Here is a 23890-nt window from a genome sequence, read left to right as displayed (position 1 = left end):
ACGACTGATGGGCTAGGACAAACTTTTTGTCTAAAAGACACAAAATAACCTTGACAGTCATAGTGACCTTGAGACACTATTGCATCAACAAAGTGACCTAAAGACACTATCCAAGGAGAACGGCATGTTCGGATTTCAATACTACAAGGCAGATTCCGCCACCTACGTGATTAAGACCTCTGGCGGCAAAGTACGCAAAAAGGGCAAAGGCTTAAGCTTTTTCTATATACAGGCCACCAGCTCAATCGCCGCCATTCCCGTTAGTGTGCAGGAAGCCCCCTTTATCTTTAATCTGCAAACCGCCGATTACCAATCCGTTCGTATACAAGGGCAAATCAGCTTCCGCGTAATTGACCCAGACAAGATTGCGGATGTGCTGAACTTTAACCTCAAAGCTGACGGGCAGTCGTACGCCTCTGAGGACCCGCTGAAACTGACGGATCGGGTCGTACGAGCGGCACAATCTATCGTCCAGAATAAGGTGCAATCGGTAGCCTTGAGGGACTCCTTAGCCTTGAGCCAGCCACTTGTCGAGCTCATGAAAACCGAGCTGGCGGTTCAGCCCGTTCTGGAGGAGCTGGGTATTGCGTTGGTTGATGCCTCGGTGGCAGCCATCACCCCTTCACCCGAGACCAGCAAAGCTCTGGAAGCCGAGGCCCGTGAATCTATCCTCAAAGAGGCCGATGATGCCATCTACGCTCGCCGTAAGTCGGCGGTCGAGCAAGAACGCACAATCAAAGACGCGGAGCTGCAGACCGAGCTTGCCATTCAGCAGAAAGAGCAGGAAATCGCCGAATCTCGCATTAACAACGAACGAGCGATCATGCGAGGTAACGCTCAGACTGAGCAAGAGCGTATTAAGGCGGAGATTGAAGCGGAAAACCAACGAAAAGAGTTGGTATTGCTCAATGTCGAAAATAGCAAACAAGAGGCCGACTCTGAAGCCTACGCCATCGCCGCCCGTATGAAGGCCTTTAGCGAGTTGCCTGTAGAGAACCTTAAAGCTATGGCATTGGCCAATATGCAACCCGAGCAGATGATGGCGATGGCCATGGAGGCTATGGCACAGAACGCTGGGAAAATCGGGGAACTCAACATTGGCCCTGAGGTATTCACCAACATGATGAAAAAGGCGGTCCGCCAATGAGCCGGCGCAGTCAACAGCGGTTTGTCGTCGTTCATCGCAAGACGCGGATGCAAGAACTGGTAGAACGGTTCAACACCTGGCCCCAGGCCAGGTTCTACCTTGAGCACAATCAGGTGGATGTTCAGGACTACCTGGATGAGCACGACCTGTATCAGCAACGGCTCAATGAGGTAGAGCGCTGCCTGAAGGAGCGCGGCCGTTTTCAGTGGCTGGAGCGCAACCTGCTGCCGACCTACCAGTTCAGCCCTGACGATATCGTGGTGGTGATTGGTCAAGATGGTTTGGTAGCGAATACGCTGAAATACCTGAAAGGCCAGCCGGTCATTGCGATTAACCCGGACCCTGAACGTTGGGATGGTCAATTGTTGCCTTTTCGGGTCAATGACCTCGCAGAAATTGTAGCCCAAGTCCAGGCCAAACAATCCAATATAAAAGCGGTTACCTTTGCAAAAGCCTCGACTAATGACGGACAGACGCTTCTGGCGGTCAATGACCTGTTTATTGGCCCCAAAACACATACATCGGCTCGATACCGGCTAAGCTGGAACGGCCAGTCAGAAAGTCACTCTTCTTCCGGAGTCATCGTATCGACAGGCATGGGTTCCAGCGGTTGGTTTCAGTCCATTTTAGCCGGCGCTATGGGGGTAACCGGAAAATTCGGGCACCCTTTATCTGGCGGCTTTGCCTGGGACGACCGTTGGCTGCAGTTTGCCGTTCGCGAACCCTTCCCGAGTCAAACCACAGGGACATCTTTGGTGTTTGGTGAAGTCACTGAGAGTAAACCTCTTCAGCTGGAGTCTTTCATGCCGGAAAATGGTGTGGTTTTCTCAGACGGTGTAGAGCAAGACTACTTAGCGTTTAACTCCGGGTGTATATTGACCATTGGTGTGGCTCAACATCAAGGTGCACTGGTCGCGGCGTAAGTCACCTGGGTCCAAAGGTAAGATGAAGAGTATGGCAATTGAAGACAGAAATAGACGCTTGCTGGTACTGGATGTTGATAACACCTTACTGCACACTCCGGTCTATGACCCGACGACCAGTCTACTGGCTGGATTACCTCAAAGTAAGTCGTCGTTCTACGACTCTTTGCCCGAGGGTGGTATCGAAATCGAGAGAAATTCACCGCTCAAAGTATACCCTCGGCCCCATCTTCAGGAGTTTTTAAGCAACGTCCAAGCGCTTGGTTATGACCTAGCACTCTTTAGCACGGCAACAGAAGCGTATATTCATTCAGTTCTGCCGGCTTGTGAAGTACAACTGGACAGATTTGTCGAGGTTATAGGCAAGGAAACACTTAGACCCTGCGGCGGCGGAAAAATCAAAGACGTCAGTCAATTCGTTGACCTAGGGTACAACCTGAAGGATATCGTGGTCGTTGATGACTCGCGTGATATTCACGTACATCCCGACGCGGTTATTAGTATTTCCCCATTTTATGTGACCAACAAATACTGGGCTGAAGACTCAGAGCTAATCTCAGTCATCGAGAAGCTGAAATATATAGGGCGTCGATCGCTGGTCGAGCTTCGCGAGCAATACTGGCATGAAACTACCCGAGAAGAACACATTCGCCAACTTGCTGTGGCCGCGTTTAATAACCAGAGTCACAAACCGTTGCCTTTTCGACCGGAAGTGTTCAAAAAGGTATTGGTCGATGTCGATCACGTGCCAGACGAGCTTCCACCGATCGATCTGTCGATAGATCGGTTTCTAATCTATAAAGACAGAAAATTGGTTGGTGGCGCCGAGAAAAAGGACAACACCTTACACATAATCAATTTTTTCCCGAATGAATGGAATCAATTTTTATCTGATATCAATATCGTTCCTCTGAATAAAAACACCATCAACAGTTTCCTCTGGTCGTCAAAAAGAGTAGAGCTGCAGGAGATGTGTCAATTTCTTGGGTACAACGTCTCAGTCGATGATCCATTTACATTAGCCGCTGTTACATTGCAACTTATCGACTTTCAAGGTCTGCATATACTCGCACTTCAGGAAGATAGCCTCAATGAAACGCCGAGCCTATTTGATCTGTAATTAAGTCTCTCACCTTGTGTTTACGCCGCGCCAGCGATACCTTCCAGAGTAAGTTTGGGATACCCTATCGAAGCAGAGACCAATCATGCCAGCACCTGTCGACAAAGATCACAAATAGTGAAAATACGTACCATGGGGTTATTGACTCAATAATACTATACTAGAACTTGCCAACCGTTATAAATAAAAAGGAGGCCCGTAAAATTCACGTTAGCCTCCTGACGATACAACGCCTACTGCCTTACTAGCGTATAATCATTATTTACTTTATAAGTATCGTACACGGGCGGAATATGCCGCTCTCGGCTATAGCCCTTTTGGTTAACCCACTGAGAAGGACTGACCACCTCTTGGAGAGTAATCTTGCCAATGGACTCAGTAAAGCTATTCATGTCACCTTTCTGCAGGACCGCCGCGCCTATGACATACTGTTTATTCAGCGGTCGACCAGCCTCTTTGGAAAGCTCATGCGCCACATTTAGCAATCCTGTCGTTGCACGAAGCCGACCTGATGTATGCGAAAACATACGAAAAGCGAAATCCTTGTCCGACACATCAACTTTGTTATCTTCACTGAGAGCAGCCAGGTATTTACCGGTAAAGGTTACATACCGATTAAACCTCTTAGAAACCATGTAATCATCTAAACGGTGACGATAGCCAAATCTCGTCGAAATCTGCTCATAGCTATCCACAAACCCCTCGCACCAAGGCATTCCCGTCAACACAATAGGGACACCTACAGCGTCAGCCAAATCTCGCACCCAATCCGCAATGGTTGCAAGAACCCCTAAAGATCGATTTTGCATCAAGGTCTGAGCTTCATCCAAAAGAATAAGCTCAACCCCGCACGTAGAGCAGAGCATAGAAAGCGTTTTTAAAGCAGTACGGCTATCTTTTGCGACCCCATTTTGAGGGTCACCCAGACTAATCAATATTTCACTTAGAAATGCCTTCATGGTTTTCGGAGATCGGATATTTACGTAAAGTACAGGAACCCTTGTCCTAAACCCTTCATCCACCCGGAAATTCCTACGCTCATAACGCTTCAACAGCTCCGACTTACCAAGGCCAGACTCACCTGTTAGCAACAAGTTTAAATTCCCCTCGGACACATAGGGAACCCGCCTTAGCATGTCAAATTTTCTGTAAATGCTTCGAACCTCAGGGGAAACAATAAATGGGTAGCGGTTTTTCTCAGTCATTCCACACCTCCACTTCATAAAACCCTTCATCGTTCATACCCACAACAACGACCTCTCTCGTAGGTTCTAGATTGACTGATTCAATATTCGAAGAAATACCAACTCCAGCCAATCGAGCTTCCTTATTCGCCACAACTTGCGTTTTTCGGCGAGCGTTTCTCTGATGAATTGACTCGGCATCGGCATACAGTCGAATTTTGGCTTCCTGCAAAACAGCATTACTTAGCGTTTCCCTTGACTTATCGCGAACCCTCTTAAGAACTCTCTTGTGGGCGTAGAGTGTCAATCCGGAAGCGTATTCGTAATTTTCACACGGAACCTTTATGTACATCCCGTTCAAGTCATCCTCTACATATATATGAGAAAGATCAAATGGGCTATATTTAATTCTTAGCTCCGAAACACCATCTCGACGATATATATCCCGCAGTAGAGCTGAGTTGTATTTTAATTTTTCAAATTGTATACCCCATCGTTGTAAAGTCCTTACATCAGTACACATCAATGAGGTTTCAACGAACTTTTCATCCTCTTCAGGAACAGGAAAATCACACAAACACGCTTTCCACTTATCCAGCGGAGAAACCCCGTCCTCCCCTGGACTCAAGTGGTAATGATTTACTATCCAGTCAAGAAACTTAGTTCTGAACTCTGAAAATGTTAAGTCTGCTTCAAACTGAGCTTTGTATTCACTCTTTGAATCCTTGTTTCCGTTCGTTTTTCCAGGCTGGGCATCAAGAAACACTGTATTAACAGTTCGAAAAAACCTTTCTATAGAACCTTTGTAGTTTGGCGACCTGACTGGAGCGTAGTGAAGTACAGTACCAATTGTCTCTAGGGTAGCTTCCAAATCATTCCCCCAGAATTCCGGACCATTGTCCGTGACCAACTCCTCCATCAGCCCATGCGCAGGCCACTCTCCCAAAACACCATGGTCTCGTAAGATCTTTTCCTTACTTAATAACGAGGAAGCAATCGCCAAGGAAACGGATGCATAACTAGGCTCCTCAAACGAAACCTGAATTCCTACAATCATTTTTGAGTAGTGGTCTATAAGAGCGCTTAAGCAAGGCTTTCCTAAAAGAGTCTTACGGTCATCATCTAGTACAAATATATCAAGCTTCGTATGGTCCGCCTCCACTCGCTCCAGTATTCTAGTGCTAACAGGGGCAATCTCGTAATCTGCGCCCTCGTAGCGACCAATATTTTCGCCCGATCTTGTTCTAACTTTGTCAACATACCGCACCTTATCTAGGTGATATTTAACTGTGCTATAAGCAGGTATTTTAAGATAATTATGCTCTTCCAAGTTTAGGTTATGCTGAAGGACCTTTGCTTCAACTTTTCTCCACGCGGTTTTCGCAGACATTTTGTTCTTATTGTAAAACTGCTCTTTTACCGCCTTAATAATCCCAACAACAATAGGGTGTAATTTTATTAATCTATTCCCTTTTTTGGCGTGCAGTGGTATGAGGCCCTTCGCCTTCATACCTTGTTTCTCGTAGCTATTAATCCAATTTATTAGCGTAGATGGCTTAGGGGGGGATTGATCTTCAATTTCGCAAGAAACCCTTGAGATTATTGGCTCTAGTTTTTTCCTAGACTTTTTTCTATGATCACTTGCCAGAAACCCCTGGACATATTTCAAGCGACGGGCTACTTCATACTGAATATGCTCGGGATAATCTCGAAATACAATGTCACCCTTCCAGTACTCCTCCGATAAAAATGTTACCGAACCACGCTCCGATAATTGCTCTAGCTTTTCGCAGTTTTCGTTTACTACAGTGCGGCCATCTAAACAGGCTAAACGAATCGTTTCCCTTGATGCACTTCGTATCATCCAAGAACCATTTAGTGACTCATCCTCAATGCGAACAATTAGGCCTGGCGCCCAACGAGTATCTTTTCTCATTTTTTACACCTCAAGAGCTCTGAATATGTAGGAGTACAGGGGTGACTGCACTCTTAGAAACGTAGTCACGAACAGACCCGACCAGCTCTTGCGGCAAGCGCGCACATAGGTCAGCTATTCTTTCAGGTAAGTCTATAGGAGCTGGAACCTGGACACCTTTGGGTGAGATCTTAGCGTTACGAGACCGATATCGATGAGCTATCTTGAGATCGTGAAGAGTTTCCGGTGCTCGAATCAACTCTGCATCAGCGACAACCAGTGTTGATTTCTCGACACGAAGCAGCTCCGCCACGCGGCCAAGCTTGTACCAATATATCTCTTTCAGCTCATCAACACTTCGCTTCACCTCTACATAGACAGAAACACCATCCTTGAAGATAACTATGAAATCCGGTGTATAACTCCACTTCGGTATCTCACCCTTTGGAGAGGTAAAAGTTCTAGGCTGAGGATAGTATTCTGACACGTCAGAGTCGGCCTCCAGGTGGTAGCAAAAATCCTTTTCTAGGGCCGACTCGACCAAAACCATTTTGTAGGGAGTCAGTGAAGACTCGTAAGGTGGCGTCTTGGTTGATGGAAATTTGAACAAATTTTTTACGGTAGAAGACTTAATCTTTCTTGCAGGCGTGGCCATAGGATTCACTCTCAATCAAAAGTGTGAGTTGGCTCAAGGGGCGGGTGCTAGCGCTTTTTGCTGGCGGAGCTTTCCCCTCGACAACCAAATTCGCGTTTTCGGGGGCTTGACGACGGGCCATATTGAGGTGAGAATGAGTTCTGCGACGAAGGTCCATCCTTCCTTAAAAGCCGAAGCAAGCGTCAGTTTGTTTCGGTTTTTTCGTTTTACATACCGGCATCTCCCTCTAGAATTGACAATATCCGCCCCTGCTTCTCAGCAGGGGCCTCTCGTAAGTATTCATTCATACGGTTCATAGCCACAATATGTTCGGCGGACACCTCGCCGGGAGCTACGACTAAGCGTCTTGACTCAGCGGCTGCCTTTTTAAGCTTCTTATACCCCTCTCCGGACATATCAAGAGCTATCGCTATTTGGCGCACCTTATCTTTCGCAGGCGGCTGTCGCTTTCCATTGACCATTAAAGAGATATAGCTGGGACTCCAGCCCATGCAGCGAGCCAGCTCCTTTTGCTGACAATTACTAGACCTCAAATACTCCTTTAGCAGGCTTCCAAACGGGCTCATTACATTAACTCGGCTAATAAAAGCTATGCAATTTAGGTAGGTTAACTTCACTTGTCAACTCGCCCGAGATAAAATATTTCAACAATATCAATCACTTATATCATCATCGTGTAACGATAATGACATTTTAAGACGCCGCATACTCATGAGCGGGGAGCTCCAAGCTCGGCAGCGAGAATAGCTGACCAGCAGTCAACGCGAGACTAGAGCTCATCCTAATTAGCAATAATTCTCATATTCAATGCTATTGCGGGGCAAGCGAGATTGCGACATGGGAAAGTTACTAGCCCGTCCGTACAGACACGGTGACGAATGTGTCATCAGCCACCTTATCCGACTGAGCGAAGCGAACGGCTTTCTGCACATTGGTCATCTACTCCAATTTGCAGGCCTCAACTGGAAAAATTTGAGAATACCGACACTTGAGTTCATAACTGGCGAGCAGGATTTGAACACGTACTTGTCAGCAATGAGGATCAACCAAACACCCAACTCTCCAACAGCCCCACTGCATCGACAGCACAAAAAATCAACCTCTTCAGCCAAACTGTTCGTCAAGCACCCCAAAGTCTGTTCAATTTGCCTAGAGGAGAACGGGTACAGCTCATATCTATGGAGTATTATTGCGTACACAGCGTGCCATAATCACAGGGTGATGCTGGTTGACACTGACCCAAGCTCCCACAAACGGCTGAGCTGGTACCGCACTCACCTACGGGAGTTCAGTGAAGATTCTCCTATAATCGACGCTCCTACGCAGAGTGCCAACTCCAGCGCATTAAGCTTGAGCTCACTGATCTACCGACTTGCCGAAGGTAGGCCTGCTCTCAAGGGCCACCCAGCCGCACTCCAAGACCTTAACCTATCTGAAGTAGTGAGCATGGTGCAGTTTATCGCCCATTACCAACATAGGCTTACGGAAGGCGGGCGGTTCAACCCCGCCCAAATGGACAATCTAACCATATCCCAACATTATTCAACGGCCGTGGAGTCTCTCAAGTACTGGCCAAGAGGCTTCCACCAGCTACTAAGTCAATACCTGGTTAACCCGATGAGCAGCCGAGGCCACTTTGGCATTAACAAGCACTACCGGGACATCCACGAAAAGCTCTATCAGCAACAAGCAAACAATGGTATTAAGCGGCTCAAGGCCGCATTTGACCAATACATCGACCTAAATTGGCCAACAGCTCTGCAAACCAAAAACCTGACAAGACTCGATGTAACAACCGAAGATCGGCCTCTTATTTCACAAAAAGAAGCCCTGGCTATATTGGAGTGTCGGGAGCCGCGGCTCAAAAAGCTCATTGAGCAACGCAAACTCACACTACAAGCGTTCAAGGGGAAAGCTTATTTCAACAGAGCAGAGGTTCAGGCTTTAGCCAACCTTTATCAGGAAAACTGGAGCTTCGCACAAGCATGCAAGGAGACCGAACTATCAAGACACCAACTACTACAATTGCTCAGAAGCAAGCTAATCAAAACACTCCAACGCCCGAACCACCAAAATCGGGACTGGCTTATCGACAAACAGGCCTGGATAAAGCAAATCCAATCCTTTCAAAAAAAAGCCCAACCAGACTGTATCGGCTATACCTTGGCAGGGTTTCAAAAGCAGGGGTTCGACATCGTTAAAGTGTTTAAATTATTGAAAAAAGGCTCTCTTACTTACGAATTCAATCCCAATACAGCGAAACCGTTTAGTATCAAGCAGTTAAGACAGATAAATACACACACTAAAAAGCAGCATCAAGGATGATGCACATTTTTATTGACACTCAGACAAATAACCCCCAATATATTTGCATCAACACCAATGATGCAAATATATGAAACTCTCCGAAGTCGCCAAAATAACCGCCGGCCATCCATTTCGCGGAAGAATCGTGCATACGGAAGACTCCGTCGTAGTTGCACTACAACTTAAGGATGTCCAGCCACAAAAAGGCATTAACTGGGACTCATGTACTCCAACCAGCCTGGCCGGCAAGAAATCCCCAAACTGGCTGCAAGAAGGCGACATTTTAGTAGCAGCCAAAGGAAGCCAAAATTACGCCGTATTAGTGGATGGCACACTATTAAAGGCCAAGAAGCAAGCCGTAGCCGCCCCACATTTTTTTATTGTTAGGACAAAAAACAACCTAGTGCTGCCAGGCTACCTAGCCTGGCTACTAAACCAACAACCCTGCCAGAAGCACTTTGAGCAGGGCGCAGAAGGCACTTTAGCTAAAAGCATTCGACGGTCCGTACTGGAAAACGCTCCGATAATGGTACCCCCCATAGAAGATCAACATGCCATCATTGGACTCAGCACCGCAATGAGCAATGAGCAGCAGCTAGCCGAGCAACTACTACGAAATAGCAAAAAGATAATGACAGCTATCGCCCTAGACCTTTATAGCCAAGAGGCGAAATCTGGCAACCACACATCAACTAACAAGAACTCGGCAAAAGCCTGATTAAGGAACAAGTGGATGAGCACTATCGACACAATCAACCAAGACAGTATTAACAAAGCGCTCTGGAACGCCTGCGATACCTTCCGTGGCACCATCAGCGCCGACACCTATAAAGACTTCATCCTTACCATGCTGTTCCTCAAATACATCTCCGATGTATGGCAGGATCACTACGATGGCTACAAAGCCGAATACGGCGACGAGCCGGAACTCATCGAAGAAATGATGAAGAATGAGCGCTTCGTTCTACCTAAAATCGCAAGTTTTTACACGCTGTGGGAGCACCGCCACGAACCCGGTAACGGTGAGCGTATCGACCAGGCGTTGCACGCCATTGAAGAAGCCAACGGCACAAAGTTAAAAGATGCTGGTAAGAGCGTATTCCAGGACATCAGCTTTAATACCGACAAATTGGGTGAAGAAAAGCAAAAGAACACTATTCTGCGTCACCTGTTGGAAGACTTTGCCAAACCCGAGCTTAACCTTAAACCCAGCCGCGTCGGTACGCTGGATGTGATTGGTAACGCCTATGAATACCTGATTAAAAACTTCGCGGCCAGTGGTGGCCAGAAAGCCGGTGAGTTTTATACCCCGCCCGAAGTCAGTGACCTGATCGCCGAGTTGTTAGACCCACAACCGGGTGACAGCATTTGCGACCCCGCCTGCGGTTCTGGCTCGCTGCTGATGAAGTGTGGCCGCAAGGTCGTGGCCAACCACGGCAGCAAGCAATACGCCCTGTATGGGCAAGAGGCCATTGGCTCCACCTGGTCACTGGCAAAAATGAACATGTTCCTACACGGCGAAGACAACCACAAAATTGAATGGGGCGACACCATCCGCAACCCCAAGCTGCTCGATAAAAATGGCGACTTGATGCTGTTTGACATCGTAACCGCCAACCCTCCGTTCAGTCTGGATAAATGGGGTCACGACGAAGCCGAGCACGACAAGTTCAGCCGCTTCCGCCGAGGTGTACCGCCAAAAACCAAAGGCGACTACGCCTTTATCCTGCACATGATCGAAACCCTCAAGCCCAAAAGCGGAAGAATGGGCGTGGTAGTGCCGCACGGCGTGTTATTCCGTGGCTCGTCTGAGGGAAAAATTCGCCAGCAACTGATTGACGAAAACCTGCTAGATGCGGTGATCGGCCTGCCAGAAAAGCTGTTTTACGGCACCGGTATTCCAGCGGCGATTCTGATCTTCCGTACCGACCGTCATTCCCGCGAAGGCGGGAATCCAGGGGTTATGTTTATTGATGCCAGCCGCGACTTCAAAGCCGGTAAAAACCAGAATCTGCTAACTGAAGACAATATCGCCAAAGTAGTTGAGACGTATCGTGCAGGTAAAGATATCGATAAATACGCCTACGTCGCCAGCCTCGAAGAGATCAAAGAGAACGACTACAACCTGAACATCCCGCGTTATGTCGATACCTTTGAAGAAGAGGAAGAAATCGACTTGATGGCGGTACGTGCAGAGCGTGAACAGCTAAAAGCTCAACTGAGCGAGCTGGAAACCGAGATGGCTAAGTATCTGGAGGAGTTGGGATATGGTGCCTAGGGATTGGACGATTGGTTCACTGAGTGACCTTGCAGATACTGTTATGGGTTATGCATTCAAAAGTACGGACTTTACGCCAAATGGGATTCCTCTATTAAGGATGGGAAATCTGTACCAAAATACTCTTGATTTTGAACGTAGCCCAGTATTTCTTCCCGCGACGTATAAAGACGAATACAAGCGATTCGTCGTAAAACCTGGTGACCTAGTCATGTCGATGACTGGCACAATGGGTAAGCGAGATTATGGATTCACTGTTGAAATTCCTAAAAGTGCGCCGGAATCACTTCTTAATCAACGAGTGATGAAGTTCGTCCCTAAAGATAAGACTAGTACGGGCTTTCTACTCAGCCTTTTGAGAAGCGAAATAATATTATCGCGTCTCTATTCCTTCCCTGGCGGGACGAAGCAAGCAAATTTATCAGCCAAGCAAGTTCAGGATCTCCCGGCACCGATACCCCCATATCCCGAACAAAAGAAAATCGCCCAAATCCTTTCCGCCTGGGATAAGGCTATCAACACCACCGAACAGCTGCTCACAAACAGTCAGCAACAGAAAAAAGCCCTGATGCAACAACTGCTCACCGGCAAAAAGCGCCTACTGGATAAGAATGGGGTTAGGTTTAGCGGGGAGTGGAAAGATCACTTTTTGACTGATGCCGCACAGGTAATTGTAAGCCCAGTTGATAAAAAAACTATAGATGGTGAGATTCCTGTAGAGCTCTGTAACTACACCGATGTTTACTACAACCATCACATTACGCGCGGCTTGAACTTTATGAAAGCCACTGCGAAGCCTGCTGAGATTGAAAAATATACTTTGCAAATTAACGATGTGATTATTACTAAAGACTCAGAGACTCCTGGAGACATTGCAGTGCCTGCATTGGTATCGGAGGATCTTGGAGGAGTGGTATGTGGCTATCACCTTGCGATCGTGAGACCTAAAACTGAAACAGCAAAAGGGGCTTTTCTGAATTATCTGTTTTCATTGCCAAAAACTAGATATTACTTCTTTACCTTGGCGACAGGTGCAACCAGGTTTGGCCTTTCTATCGGCGGGATCAATAAAGTTCATTTTCGGATCCCTCCCCTTGAGGAGCAGCAAAAAATTGCAGATGTAATTTCGATCGCAGACCAAAAGATTACCAGCTTGCAACAGAAGTTGGATCGCTTGAAGCAAGAGAAAAAAGCCCTGATGCAGCAGCTGTTAACGGGTAAGCGACGGGTTATCAATTAATTAAAGGACTAAATATGCCTACAAAAGTTTTTATCAGCTACTCACATAAAGATGAAGAGTTTAAGAACAGCTTAACTGAACACTTGTCCGGTCTTGTAAGATCGGGAGCTATCAGTGAATGGAATGATAGAAAAATAATCCCCGGAACTGATTGGAGCCATGAAATCAATGGAAACCTTAAAAATTCTGATTTGATTTTATTTTTAATCAGCTCATCGTTCTTGAGTTCTGACTATTGCGTGAATATTGAAGCAGAAACAGCTTTATCAATGCACAACTCGGGAGAAGCGCAACTTATACCTATTGTTATTCGAGCCGTTGAGTGGTCGGATTCACCACTTTCTAAATTACAAGGCCTCCCCAAAGATGTTAAGCCAGTAGCATCACCGAATAATGATGAAGCCTGGGTTGACGTCATTCAGGGGATTAAAAGACATATAAGTGAGTTCCAGCCAAAAGCAAATGAATCCATTAATTTGGTCAAAGAAGGAAAAATATCTCCATCCGAATCCATACGGGAATGGCTAGACGACACAGAAATAACACTAACCCACAGAAAAGTAGACAGAATAAGACTTCCAGATATCTACATCATTCCTGACGTTGAAATTAATGACGACGCGAGGAACGAATTAAGAATATATAGGAGCGCTTGCTCTTTACCGAACAAATTTGAAAGGTTCCTCGTATTTGGCGAGGAACAGCAAGGTAAAACCTCACTTTTAAAACACTACTACAAATCATTTCTTACTCAATCAAAAACTCCCTTAATACTGGAAGGTAGCAAGGTTAAGGATGCAAACCCTGAGGTTATAATTAAGAAAGAGCTGGATCGGCAGTATGAGGGACTAACATATGAAGATTTCATGGCCTCACAAGAAAAAATTATAATAATTGACAATATTGATGAAATAGGGCTCAACCGAAGATATCGAGATAAATTCATAAGTGATATATGCCTTTTTGCTGATAAGTGTATATTTACGCATCAGCTAGCTTTCTCTTTGCTTGTGGATGAAATTCCTGCACTCGATGATTTCGGGCGAGCCGAGCTTATAGGACTTGGAAATAAAAAAAGAGAAGAAATTATTCAGCGATGGATATCGCTTGGAATAGAACAAACCATATCTGAAGAAGATCTCTATACTAGATGTGATGAACTCAAGGAAACGATAAACTCAATTGTAAAGAAAAATATAGTCCCGCCGAAGCCTATTTACATTTTAATGTTGCTCCAAATGTTTGAAGCACACTCCAAGTTAAATCTTGAGCTTTCTTCGCACGGGCATTGCTATCAACAACTTATTTATCAGTCATTCGAAAATGCCAAGATAAATGAGAGGGAATTTGATAAATATTTGAACGTATTGACTGAGCTTGCTTGGTGGATATTTTCAAACAACCAAAACCCCAACGAGGCGCAACTGGATAGTTTTTTTGAAGACTATTGCAAAGTGTACCTTGATGTAAACAAAGAGAATGTCATCTCCAAACTATCAAATCATTCAATCTTACAAGTGAAAGAATTTAGAACAGGATTTAAATACCCATACATATACTATTTTTTCGTTGGGAAAAAGATTTCTGAGTCCTATTTGGAAAATACAGACATCCAAAGACAAGTAAATTACCTTTTAGAAAATCTCCACAGAGAAGATTTCGCCAACATTTTGATATTTGTTGCTCATCACACCAAGGATGGTTGGGTGATAAATCTCCTCCAGAATGTACTCTCTGAATTATTCAATGAACACCCATCTGCAACACTTGAAAAAGAGCAGCTTTCTTTTATGGATGATTTCATGAAACAAATTCCTGAGCTTATTTTGGAGCAGAGAGAAGTTCAGAAGGAGCGAGATGCTTATAACGAAAAACTTGATACTAATGAACGATCTCACGATGATTTGGATGAATCCGAATCGCCAGACATACTAGCTGACATAAACAAAACCTTTAAAGGAATGGAGATAGCTGGTCAAATTATTAGAAATCGCCATGCATCTTTAAAAAGGGATTCTCTAAATATCCTTGCTGAAAACGGCATTAATGCTGGACTTAGGTTTCTAAAGTACTTTATTGCCATATCTGATGTAGCCAAAAATGAAATAGTTAAAGTTATTTCTGCTCATCTATCGGAGAATCCCGGACTTACAAACGGAGAAATTGAGAAGCATGCAGAGAATGCTTACCTTCACCTAACCTACGGCGTAATAAATAGCGTAGTTCGAAAAATTGCCACATCAGTCGGGTCTAAAGAGGCAATGGAAATATATAAAGCAATAGAAGAGAAAGAATCGACCCCAGCCCTGCTACTTCTTAAACAATCTATAGAACTCCATTTTTTGAAGCGAATTGATATGAAAAGCATCACTCAAAGCGCTGAGAAGTTAAAAGGAAACTTTGTTTGCACTCGGATTTTGAAAGAGCTCGTCATTCAACATATTTATATGTTCCCTGTCGATTATAAAGAGAAACAACAGCTATCAAAGTTACTTGGACTGTCAGTCAAAGGACAGCAACTAATAGAGCAAAAACAGAAACGTATTGGATAACCCTGAGCTGCTGCACCTCGAGTATCAGGGGTTGAAGAGAGATAACGAATGACACAATACACACCCAAATTTCAGGAAGAATACAGTGCCAAGTTACCGGCCCTGACGTTATTGACCAACCTCGGGTGGTCGTTCCTCTCTCCTGAACTCGCGTTAGCCGCTCGTGGTGGCAAGGCCGATGAGGTGGTGTTACGCCAGGTACTGCGTGGTGAACTGCAAAAGCGCACTTTCACCTTTGCGGGTAAGAACTACCCGCTGTCTGAAAAGGCTATCGACAACCTGATTGCCGAGGTGTGTAGCCCCGCACTTAACGAAGGCCTGTTATCTGCCAATGAGCGCCTCTACAACCACCTGCTGTATGGCATCTCCGTCACTGAGTTTGTGGATGGTAAAAAGGCCAGCCCGACTGTCACTCTGATTGACTGGCACAACCCGGCGAATAACAGCTTTGTATTTACCGAAGAATTTACCGTTACCCGCTCGGGGGGAGTGGAAAGTCGCAGACCCGATATTGTGTGTTTTGTAAACGGTATTCCTTTGGTGGTGATAGAAGCCAAGCGCCCGGATGGCAATGCCAAGAAAGGCCCCACCATTGACGAAGGCATTTCGCAAAGCCTGCGTAATCAGCGCCATGATGAAATCCCGTTATTGTTCGCCTATAGCCAAATGTTGTTATCCATAAACGGCAACGAAGGCCGTTATGGTACCTGTGGCACACCCGCTAAGTTCTGGGCTGCTTGGCGTGAAGAAGACATCACAGATGCCGAGATGTACGCCATTAAAAACAAAACGCTCAAAGATGAACAGTTGGCAGGCCTATTCAGCCACCGTCCGGTAAAAGACCTGGATTGGTACCAGAGCCTGACTGCTGCGGGAGAACTTGCGGTTACTGGGCAAGATCAATTACTGATTAGCTTGTTAAGCCCTACTCGGTTGCTGGAGATGACCCGTTACTTCACCTTGTTCGATAAAAAGGCTGGCAAAATCGTTGCCCGTTATCAGCAGGTATTTGGTATCAAGCGACTAATTGAGCGTATCAATACCCGAAGTAGCACTGGTGGCCGTGAAGGCGGTGTGATTTGGCACACCACGGGTTCGGGTAAGTCATTCACTATGGTGTTTTTAAGTAAGGCGCTGATCCTGCACGAAAGCCTGAAGCAATGCCGTATTGTAGTGGTGACTGACCGGGTAGATTTGGAAACCCAGCTGAGCAAAACCTTTGCCTCTGGCGGCGAACTGGCCGGGAAGAAAGACAAAGAAGCAGCCATGGCGACCTCCGGTAAACGCTTGGCTGAACAGATTGGCAAAGGCACTGAGCGGATTATCTTCTCGCTCATCCAGAAGTTTAATACCGCTACCAAAATGCCAGAGTGTGTAAACAACAGCTCTGACATCATTGTGCTGATTGATGAAGGCCACCGCAGCCAAGGTGGTGAAAACCATATTCGTATGAAGCAGGCGCTGCCGAATGCTGCCTTTGTCGCCTTCACCGGCACACCACTGTTAAAAGACGACAAGACCACCAATAAGTTTGGCCCCATTGTGCATGCTTACACCATGCAACGCGCGGTGGAAGACCAGACGGTAACGCCGCTTCTGTATGAAGAGCGTATTCCCGACCTGGATGTGAATGAACGCGCCATCGACAGTTGGTTTGAGCGTATTACCGAAGGGCTTTCAGAGGAGCAAAAGGCCGACCTAAAGCGCAAGTTTGCCAAGAAAGGCCAGGTATACGGTGCGGATGACCGCATTCGTTTGATTGCCCTGGATATTGCCAACCATTTCGTAAAGAACATCGACGAAGGTTTGAAAGGCCAGTTAGCCTGCGACAGCAAAGCATCTGCCATCAAGTACAAAAAGTATCTCGACGAAGCAGGCTTGTTTGAATCGGCCGTTGTGATGAGCCCGCCAGATAGTCGCGAAGGCAATACGACTGTGGATGAGGCTACCACACCGGAAGTCACTCAGTGGTGGAAAGACAACGTAGGCAGTCAGGATGAACAGGCTTACACCAAACACCTGATAGAGCGCTTCGATAAAGATGACTCACTGAAGATACTCATCGTGGTTGATAAGCTGCTCACGGGCTTTGATGAGCCGAAAAACGCTGTGCTGTATATCGACAAACCGCTGAAAGAGCACAACCTGATCCAGGCGATTGCACGGGTAAATCGCCTGCACCCGAAGAAGAAGTTTGGTCTGCTCATCGACTATCGCGGCATTCTGGCTGAGCTGGATACCACCATCCAGAAATATCAGGATCTGGCCTCCCGCACTCAGGGCGGTTACGACATCAATGATATTGCCGGCCTCTACAACCAGATGAGTACCGAGTACAAGCGCCTGCCACAGCTCTATAAGCAGCTATGGGCCATATTCGATGGCGTTAAAAACAAGAACGACATTGAGCAATTGCGTCAGGTGCTGGTTCCAAAGATTGAAGAGCGTGGAGGCGAGCTGGTTGACGTGCATCTAAAGGTGCGTGAAGACTTCTACGAAGCCCTAACAGCCTTCGCCAGTTGCTTGAAGGTAGCGTTACAATCCGCCACCTTCTTTGAAGACAAGAGCTTTAGCGACCAGGATCGTCGACACTACAAAGAAACCGTGAAGCAATTCTCCAGCCTGCGCCAACTTGTGCAGCAAGATGCGGGCGAGAGAATTGATTACGACGAATACGCCGAACAAGTGAAAAAGCTGCTGGATAAGCATGTGGTGGGTGTCGAGGTTAAAGAGCCTGGTGGCGTGTATGAAGTGGGCAAGATGGGGCAAAAGCAACAGCCGGAAGACTGGAGCGAAGATAAAACCCGTAACGAAACCGACATCATCAAAACGCGCGTAACCCGCATGATAGAACAAGAGCTAAGGGACGATCCGTATGCTCAGGAAGCGTTCTCCAAGCTGCTGCGCCAGGCCATTGAGGAAGCTGAAAAACTATTCGACCACCCTCTGAAACAGTACATGCTGTTCCGTGAATTCGAAGAGCAAGTTCAAGACAGACGCTTGAACGACATACCCGATGCCTTTGCTGGGAACCGCCATGCTCAGGCTTACTTTGGTGTATTCAAGAAAGTGCTGCCTGAAGCCTTGGCTGTCTTCGACCAGCAGGTTCAGGATAAGTGGGTCAAAGTTGCCTTTGAAATTGACCAGGCGGTAGAAACCTCCGTTGCAGAGAACTCCATCAACCCCCAAAACATTGAAGCCGACATCCGTAAAAAGCTACTGCCACGCATGTTCCAGGAATGCAAAGCCATTGGTGGCGGTATGGATCAGGCCAAGAAGATTGTTGAGATGATTGTTCAAATCACTCGGGTCGGGTTGAACGGTGCTTGAACGGGTATAACCAGATGAATGTGCCGATTAAACCTCAAAGTCAGACCATGAGCTTTCGCTACGGCGACGAGCAGATTACGTTTGAGCGAGTTACGCGCCCGCAGGCGACTGGCAAGGTGTTAATTAAGGTTCATCCCGACTGTCGGGTAATCGCATCGGCTCCTGAGGGGGCTGCGAGCAAAGCCGTGTTATCTGCTGTTAAAAAGCGTGGACGTTGGATATACGAACAGCTTCGGGATTTCCGCAAACAGCTTGAATTCACCACACCACGGCAATACATCAGTGGTGAGAGCCATTACTACCTGGGAAAACAGTACCTGCTGAAAGTGATTGAAGCGCCTGAGCAGGTTCAAGGCGTGAAACTACTACGTGGAAAACTGGAAGTATCAGTACGAGCGAAGTCCGCTGACAAGGTTAAAGAGCTACTAACAGACTGGTACAAAGCGCGGGCCAAGGAAACCTTCGCCAAGCGACTCGATGCAATGCTAGGACAAGCCCTTTGGGTAGAGGAACGACCACTGCTGCGCATACTGACCATGCAAACTCAATGGGGCAGCTGCTCACCCAATGGCCGAATCACCCTGAACCCTCACCTGGTTAAAGCACCTCGTGAGTGTATTGACTACGTGATTTTGCATGAGCTTTGCCACATAGCTGAACATAACCACAGCGAGCGGTTCTATCGGTTAATGGACCAGGTAATGCCAAAGTGGGAGAAGACGAAAGAACGGCTGGATGGGATGGCTTCAGTTTATAACAGCTGAAAGCTTGTTAACGGGTGGCCAGCCCAATGTTATCTTTTCCCAGCTTTTTATTATTCTTCCAAGGTAAATTAGATGCCTAACACCTGCTGCGAGCTTTTTATTGTCAGCTATTGGCTTGTAGATCTCTGAAACACGTATCTGCGCAATATTATTAACTGAATCCAAGTTATCCTGCTCAAAAACTGATTGCAGTACCCGATCAAGCCCCATAAATATTGCGGCGTATTTTTTATATTTTGCGCAGCTTTCCTTGTGACTGTCACCTTTATAGCTAATATATAAAGTAGTTTCATTACAAATAAGAACTAAAATTATCAGTCGTGTAATGGCGTCTTTACTGGGGGCATCTGAGCGAAGTAACTCCGACATATAATCCACTCGCGCCTCAACAGAAAGCCCCACCAAAGCCCCCGCAACAGTTTCAGCACGAAGAATTTCTAGCTTTTCCCTAATTTCAGAGATGTCAAATAACATTATTTCTAAAGCTGACAATATCTCGAGTTCGTAATCGAGGCAGCTCATCTCAAACAAGACTAGCCGCTGGACTTGCTCAGTCCCTTCATAATATTTCAGAGCTTTTAGAACGACCCCCTCATGTATACTCGCTTCTTCGTCGTTTGTCTCCGCCAGCTTTTGGTAATGTAAATGACAAAATCGGTAAGCTTTAAGTCGCCAATTGAAACGTAAGTAAGGGGCTTCTCTATAGCAATCAGGACATTTCCGGTGTTCTCTCAGCCAAATCCCACCCTCATAAACCCTAACGGGCTTGATAGTATCGGGAGAAACATGCTTTCTCAGAAGCCCTTCTAGTAACCATCTGTCACTTTCTCCCTTCGGATTTTCATAAACACCAATCTTGGGGTGTAGGCGATAATATTTTTTTAGGTACCTTTTAAAAGCTTTGACACCAGAAAATCCGTTCTTATCAGCTAACCGCTCAATATAGTCAGAAAGAAGCTCATCCACGTACTTCTCCCCTCGATACAGCAACCCCAACCGCCACCCCTTCACTCAAAATCCAGAAAAAATGCACCAAAATCGCACTTTTGTTCAAACTTATGCTGCATTTGTTCAAACTTATGTCGCATTGTTCAAACTTATGCGCGGATTTACATTCAGGCTATCACATCGGCCAGACTGCCTTTTTCCTCGAGCCACGCCTTGCGGTCAGAAGATCTTTTTTTGGCGAGGAGCATGTCCATCATCTGGTTGGTGTCGTCGCCGTCTTCTATGCGCAACTGCACCAGGCGGCGGGTGTCGCGGGCCATAGTAGTTTCGCGCAGTTGTAGTGGGTTCATTTCACCCAGACCTTTAAAGCGCTGCACGCCGACTTTGCCCTTTTTCTTTTCGGCTTCTATGCGCTCGAGGATCCCGGCTTTTTCGCTGTCATCGAGAGCATAGTAAACGTCTTTGCCCACATCAATACGATAGAGCGGAGGCATGGCTACGTAAACGTGGCCGGCCGCTACCAGTGGGCGGAAGTGGCGCACAAACAGGGCGCAGAGCAAGGTGGCGATGTGTAGACCATCGGAGTCAGCATCGGCGAGGATGCAGATTTTGTTGTAGCGCAATCCCTCTAAGGAGTCCGTAGCTGGGTCAATACCAAGCGCGACGGAGATATCGTGCACCTCCTGGCTCGCCAGAATTTGCCCGGAGTCAACCTCCCAGGTGTTTAGGATTTTTCCGCGCAGCGGCATGATCGCCTGGTAGTCGCGATCGCGCGCCTGCTTGGCCGAGCCGCCGGCCGAATCACCCTCCACCAAAAACAGTTCACTTGTGGCTGGATCGTTGTTGGAGCAATCCGCCAGTTTTCCGGGCAGCGCCGGGCCCTGGGTGATGCGCTTGCGCGCCACTTTTTTGGAAGAGCGCACCCGCTTTTGCGCATTATTGATGCATAAGTCGGCGATCTTGTCGCCCTCTTCAGTGTGCTGGTTCAGCCACAAAGCAAAGGCGTCTTTGGCCACACCGGAGACAAACGCCGCCGCCTCGCGCGAGCTTAACCGCTCTTTCGTTTGGCCGGAAAACTGCGGGTCCGCCAGCTTGGAGGAGAGCACATAGGCGCAGTTGCTCCAGATGTCTTCCGGCGCCAGTTTGACGCCGCGCGGGACCAGGTTGCGAAATTCGCAGTAATCGCGCAGCGCATCCAGCAGGCCGGTGCGCAAACCATTCACATGAGTGCCGCCTTGGGCCGTGGGGATCAAATTAACGTAGCTTTCCTGAATCAGTTCGCCACCTTCGGGCAGCCACTGCACCGCCCAGCTCGCCGCCTCGGTGGGGCCGGAAAACTCACCGACAAAAGGCGACTCGGGCAGCACCTCCCAACCCTGGGTGTTGCCACGCAGGTAATCGCGCAGGCCGTCTTCGTAGTACCAGGTGTCTTTTTCGCCAGAGGTTTCGTCATTGAACAGGACAGTCAGGCCCGGGCAGAGGACTGCCTTGGCGCGCAGCACGTGACGCAAACGGCTGACAGAAAATTTGGGCGAATCAAAATAACTGGGGTTGGGCACAAAGCGCACACTGGTGCCGGTATTGCGCTTGCCGCAGGTGTCGATGACTTCGAGGTCAGATTTTTTTTCGCCGTCGCCAAAAACAATGCGATGCACCTGGCCGTCGCGCTTGATGGTCACTTCCAGCAGGGACGACAGGGCGTTCACCACCGACACCCCCACCCCGTGCAAACCACCGGAGAACTGGTAGTTTTTGTTGGAGAACTTACCCCCGGCGTGCAAGGTAGAGAGAATCACCTCGACGCCCGGCTTGCCCTGCTCCGGGTGGATATCCACCGGCATACCCCGACCGTCGTCAGTGACGGTGACCGACTGGTCTTTGTGCAGGGTCACTTCCAGAGTTTTGGCGTGGCCAGCAAGAGCTTCGTCGACACTGTTGTCGATGACTTCTTGCGCTAAGTGATTGGGACGTGTGGTTTCGGTGTACATCCCGGGGCGTTTTTTAACGGGGTCCAGCCCCGTCAGGACTTCAATATCTTCAGCGGAATAGTTGGCCATAGGTGTTGTTGTTCAATCAGAGGACGCCGTTTCAAACGCCCGGAAAAATTCGATAATCTCTGGCAGGTGCCGTTCAAAACCAACAAAACTGTGGTCGCCGCCCTCTTCTACCAACTGCCGGCACGCGGAATACTTGGCCACCGCTTCGCGGTAGTCCAGCGTCTCATCGCCGGTTTGCACCATCAGCCAGTAATTGTCGGGGCGCTTAATCACCGCACAGTCGGCCGCCCGGATTTGCTCCAGGTGCTCGGGCTCCAGGCGGTAGCTATCATCGGTGTGATAGGCGTCCAGGTCAACTCCAAGATAACGTGGCATAAATTGCCAAGGCGCCACCGAGGGGTTCACCAGCACCGCAGGGCGGTGGTAGTGCTCAGCCAGCCAGGTGGCCCAGAAACCGCCGAGCGAACTGCCTATCAGCCAGATGGGCTCTGGCTGCAGAAATTCCATGAGCGCTTTCAGCTCAGCCTGGGTTTGCGCCGGATAGGGGGTTAATTGCGGACAATGGAACGTCACATCCGGCGCATGAGCGCCAATCCACTGCTTCACCTGAGTCGCTTTGTGCGAGTGAGGTGAGCTTAAAAAACCGTGCAGATAAATTACCGCTGCCATAACAACTGCTCAGTATCCTGCCGATCGATAATCAATGCCATATTGCTTGCCTGTAACTCGGGAGATGCCCGTTTTGAGCGTGCCATCGGGGTAGAGATCAAACCACCGGTAGCCCGGCATCACCGTATCGACGGTAAAGTCGTCGCACTGGGGTTTGAATTGCACGCAGGTCGAGGGTGTGGCCAGCATCAGCTGGCCCTTGCGCTGGCGCTCGTACAACTGGTGTACGTGCCCCCAACTAATGGCCTTTACCTGCGGGTGCTCGTCTACCACCGCGAAAAAGGCCTCGTGATTGCGCACGATGTACTGGTCAATCCACTCACTGCCCACCGGTACCGGCTGATGATGCAACATCACCAGAGTCGGCCGCTGACTGTTGGCCACCAAAGTGGTCTGTAAAAAAGCCAGTTCGGGGGCGGACAAATCGCCATGCACAAACCCGGGGACGCTGGTGTCGAGCAGTACCAATAACCAACCGCCCACCTCCATGGTGCGGTGCGCGGGCTTGCCGGGGTGATTGATAGCGGCCATAACCCCCGCCAGATCGTGGTTGCCGGGCAACCAGCCCATAGGGCAGTCAAAGTAGCGGGCCATGGTGTCGATAAAGCGCCGATAGCAGGCCGGCTCCGGGGTGCTGGCCACATCGCCAGTGCAAACCACCGCCGCCACCGCACTCTGCTCGTGCTCAATGAGCTCGAGTACATCCTCCAGCGACTGGTCGGTATTGAGCCCCAGCAGCGTCTCCCCATCGAGCAAGCCCAGATGGGTATCGGTAATTTGGATCAACCGGGCCGGCATGCCGGGGTTATCGGTTGGTGATGCAGTCGCCACCATGGTGCTTGCGGATCCTTAATTTGAGTC

Annotated in this window: 18 protein-coding genes and 1 pseudogene; 11 read left to right on the top strand and 8 right to left on the bottom strand. The window is 48.0% G+C overall.

Annotated elements, in window-relative coordinates:
- The first annotated feature begins 124 nt into the window (after window positions 1-124).
- Genes QWI16_RS01860 through QWI16_RS01850 form a run of 3 tightly spaced genes read left to right on the top strand, consistent with a single transcriptional unit; the run spans window position 125 to window position 3190 of the window.
- Entirely contained in the window at window positions 125-1147 is a 1023-nt protein-coding gene (locus QWI16_RS01860) for an SPFH domain-containing protein (protein ID WP_302711023.1), read from the top strand.
- Window positions 1144-2070: a diacylglycerol kinase catalytic domain-containing protein gene (locus tag QWI16_RS01855; RefSeq protein WP_302711022.1), complete on the top strand. Its 927-nt coding sequence runs from the start codon at window positions 1144-1146 to the stop codon at window positions 2068-2070. Before QWI16_RS01860 ends, QWI16_RS01855 begins: the two co-directional genes overlap by 4 nt.
- A gap of 31 nt (window positions 2071-2101) precedes the next feature.
- Window positions 2102-3190 (top strand): HAD family hydrolase, encoded by a 1089-nt coding sequence (locus QWI16_RS01850; RefSeq protein WP_302711021.1) that lies wholly within the window; start codon window positions 2102-2104, stop codon window positions 3188-3190.
- Window positions 3191-3423: 233 nt separating this feature from the next.
- Here the strand turns inward: QWI16_RS01850 and QWI16_RS01845 are convergent, their stop codons facing one another.
- From QWI16_RS01845 to QWI16_RS18710, 4 genes are all read right to left on the bottom strand, one after another.
- Window positions 3424-4395: a TniB family NTP-binding protein gene (locus QWI16_RS01845; protein WP_302711020.1), complete on the bottom strand. Its 972-nt coding sequence runs from the start codon at window positions 4393-4395 to the stop codon at window positions 3424-3426.
- Entirely contained in the window at window positions 4388-6310 is a 1923-nt protein-coding gene (locus tag QWI16_RS01840; RefSeq protein ID WP_302711019.1) for a TnsB C-terminal domain-containing protein, read from the bottom strand. The genes QWI16_RS01845 and QWI16_RS01840 overlap by 8 nt, the downstream gene beginning before the upstream one ends.
- Window positions 6311-6320: 10 nt before the next feature.
- Window positions 6321-6944, bottom strand: a complete 624-nt coding sequence (locus QWI16_RS01835; RefSeq protein ID WP_302711018.1) for a hypothetical protein — start codon at window positions 6942-6944, stop codon at window positions 6321-6323.
- A 206-nt stretch (window positions 6945-7150) separates the two neighbouring features.
- On the bottom strand, window positions 7151-7510 hold the full coding sequence (locus QWI16_RS18710) for a helix-turn-helix domain-containing protein (RefSeq protein ID WP_368045275.1): 360 nt from the start codon (window positions 7508-7510) through the stop codon (window positions 7151-7153).
- Window positions 7511-7751: 241 nt separating this feature from the next.
- Between QWI16_RS18710 and QWI16_RS18705 the strand changes: the two are divergent.
- The 8 genes and pseudogenes from QWI16_RS18705 to QWI16_RS01800 all read left to right on the top strand — a co-directional run.
- Window positions 7752-8159 (top strand): annotated as a pseudogene (locus QWI16_RS18705) (TniQ family protein); the annotation flags it as partial.
- Between the two features lie 231 nt (window positions 8160-8390).
- Window positions 8391-9269 carry a hypothetical protein gene (locus QWI16_RS01830; RefSeq protein WP_302711017.1) on the top strand — a complete coding sequence of 293 codons (879 nt, stop codon included), beginning with the start codon at window positions 8391-8393 and terminating at the stop codon, window positions 9267-9269.
- A 70-nt stretch (window positions 9270-9339) separates the two neighbouring features.
- Window positions 9340-9969 (top strand): restriction endonuclease subunit S, encoded by a 630-nt coding sequence (locus tag QWI16_RS01825; protein WP_302711016.1) that lies wholly within the window; start codon window positions 9340-9342, stop codon window positions 9967-9969.
- Window positions 9970-9984: 15 nt separating this feature from the next.
- The gene (locus QWI16_RS01820) at window positions 9985-11529 is read left to right on the top strand and encodes a type I restriction-modification system subunit M (RefSeq protein ID WP_302711015.1); all 1545 of its coding nucleotides are present in this window, start codon (window positions 9985-9987) and stop codon (window positions 11527-11529) included.
- Window positions 11519-12769: a restriction endonuclease subunit S gene (locus QWI16_RS01815; protein ID WP_302711014.1), complete on the top strand. Its 1251-nt coding sequence runs from the start codon at window positions 11519-11521 to the stop codon at window positions 12767-12769. Before QWI16_RS01820 ends, QWI16_RS01815 begins: the two co-directional genes overlap by 11 nt.
- 14 nt (window positions 12770-12783) lie before the next feature.
- Window positions 12784-15321 (top strand): toll/interleukin-1 receptor domain-containing protein, encoded by a 2538-nt coding sequence (locus QWI16_RS01810; protein ID WP_302711013.1) that lies wholly within the window; start codon window positions 12784-12786, stop codon window positions 15319-15321.
- 48 nt (window positions 15322-15369) lie between these two features.
- Window positions 15370-18651, top strand: a complete 3282-nt coding sequence (locus QWI16_RS01805) for a type I restriction endonuclease subunit R (protein WP_302711012.1) — start codon at window positions 15370-15372, stop codon at window positions 18649-18651.
- A 14-nt stretch (window positions 18652-18665) separates the two neighbouring features.
- On the top strand, window positions 18666-19415 hold the full coding sequence (locus tag QWI16_RS01800; RefSeq protein ID WP_302711011.1) for a M48 family metallopeptidase: 750 nt from the start codon (window positions 18666-18668) through the stop codon (window positions 19413-19415).
- Here the strand turns inward: QWI16_RS01800 and QWI16_RS01795 are convergent.
- The 4 genes from QWI16_RS01795 to cpdA all read right to left on the bottom strand — a co-directional run bounded on the left by QWI16_RS01795 (window position 19398) and on the right by cpdA (window position 23863).
- Complete coding sequence (locus tag QWI16_RS01795) at window positions 19398-20381, bottom strand: TniQ family protein (protein WP_302711010.1); 984 nt, start codon at window positions 20379-20381, stop codon at window positions 19398-19400. The genes QWI16_RS01800 and QWI16_RS01795 overlap by 18 nt on opposite strands.
- 149 nt (window positions 20382-20530) lie before the next feature.
- Window positions 20531-22420 carry a DNA topoisomerase IV subunit B gene (parE, locus tag QWI16_RS01790; protein ID WP_302711009.1) on the bottom strand — a complete coding sequence of 630 codons (1890 nt, stop codon included), beginning with the start codon at window positions 22418-22420 and terminating at the stop codon, window positions 20531-20533.
- Between the two features lie 12 nt (window positions 22421-22432).
- Window positions 22433-23029, bottom strand: a complete 597-nt coding sequence (locus QWI16_RS01785; protein ID WP_302711008.1) for a YqiA/YcfP family alpha/beta fold hydrolase — start codon at window positions 23027-23029, stop codon at window positions 22433-22435.
- Between the two features lie 9 nt (window positions 23030-23038).
- Complete coding sequence (gene cpdA, locus QWI16_RS01780) at window positions 23039-23863, bottom strand: 3',5'-cyclic-AMP phosphodiesterase (RefSeq protein WP_302711007.1); 825 nt, start codon at window positions 23861-23863, stop codon at window positions 23039-23041.
- Between the last annotated feature and the right edge of the window lie 27 nt (window positions 23864-23890).

It is taken from the genome of Gilvimarinus algae (assembly GCF_030518215.1).
In the GTDB taxonomy this organism is placed as follows: Bacteria; Pseudomonadota; Gammaproteobacteria; order Pseudomonadales; family Cellvibrionaceae; genus Gilvimarinus; species Gilvimarinus algae.
The sequence above is the reverse complement of the archived record's forward strand: the minus strand, read 5'-3'. Positions and strand labels throughout refer to the sequence as shown.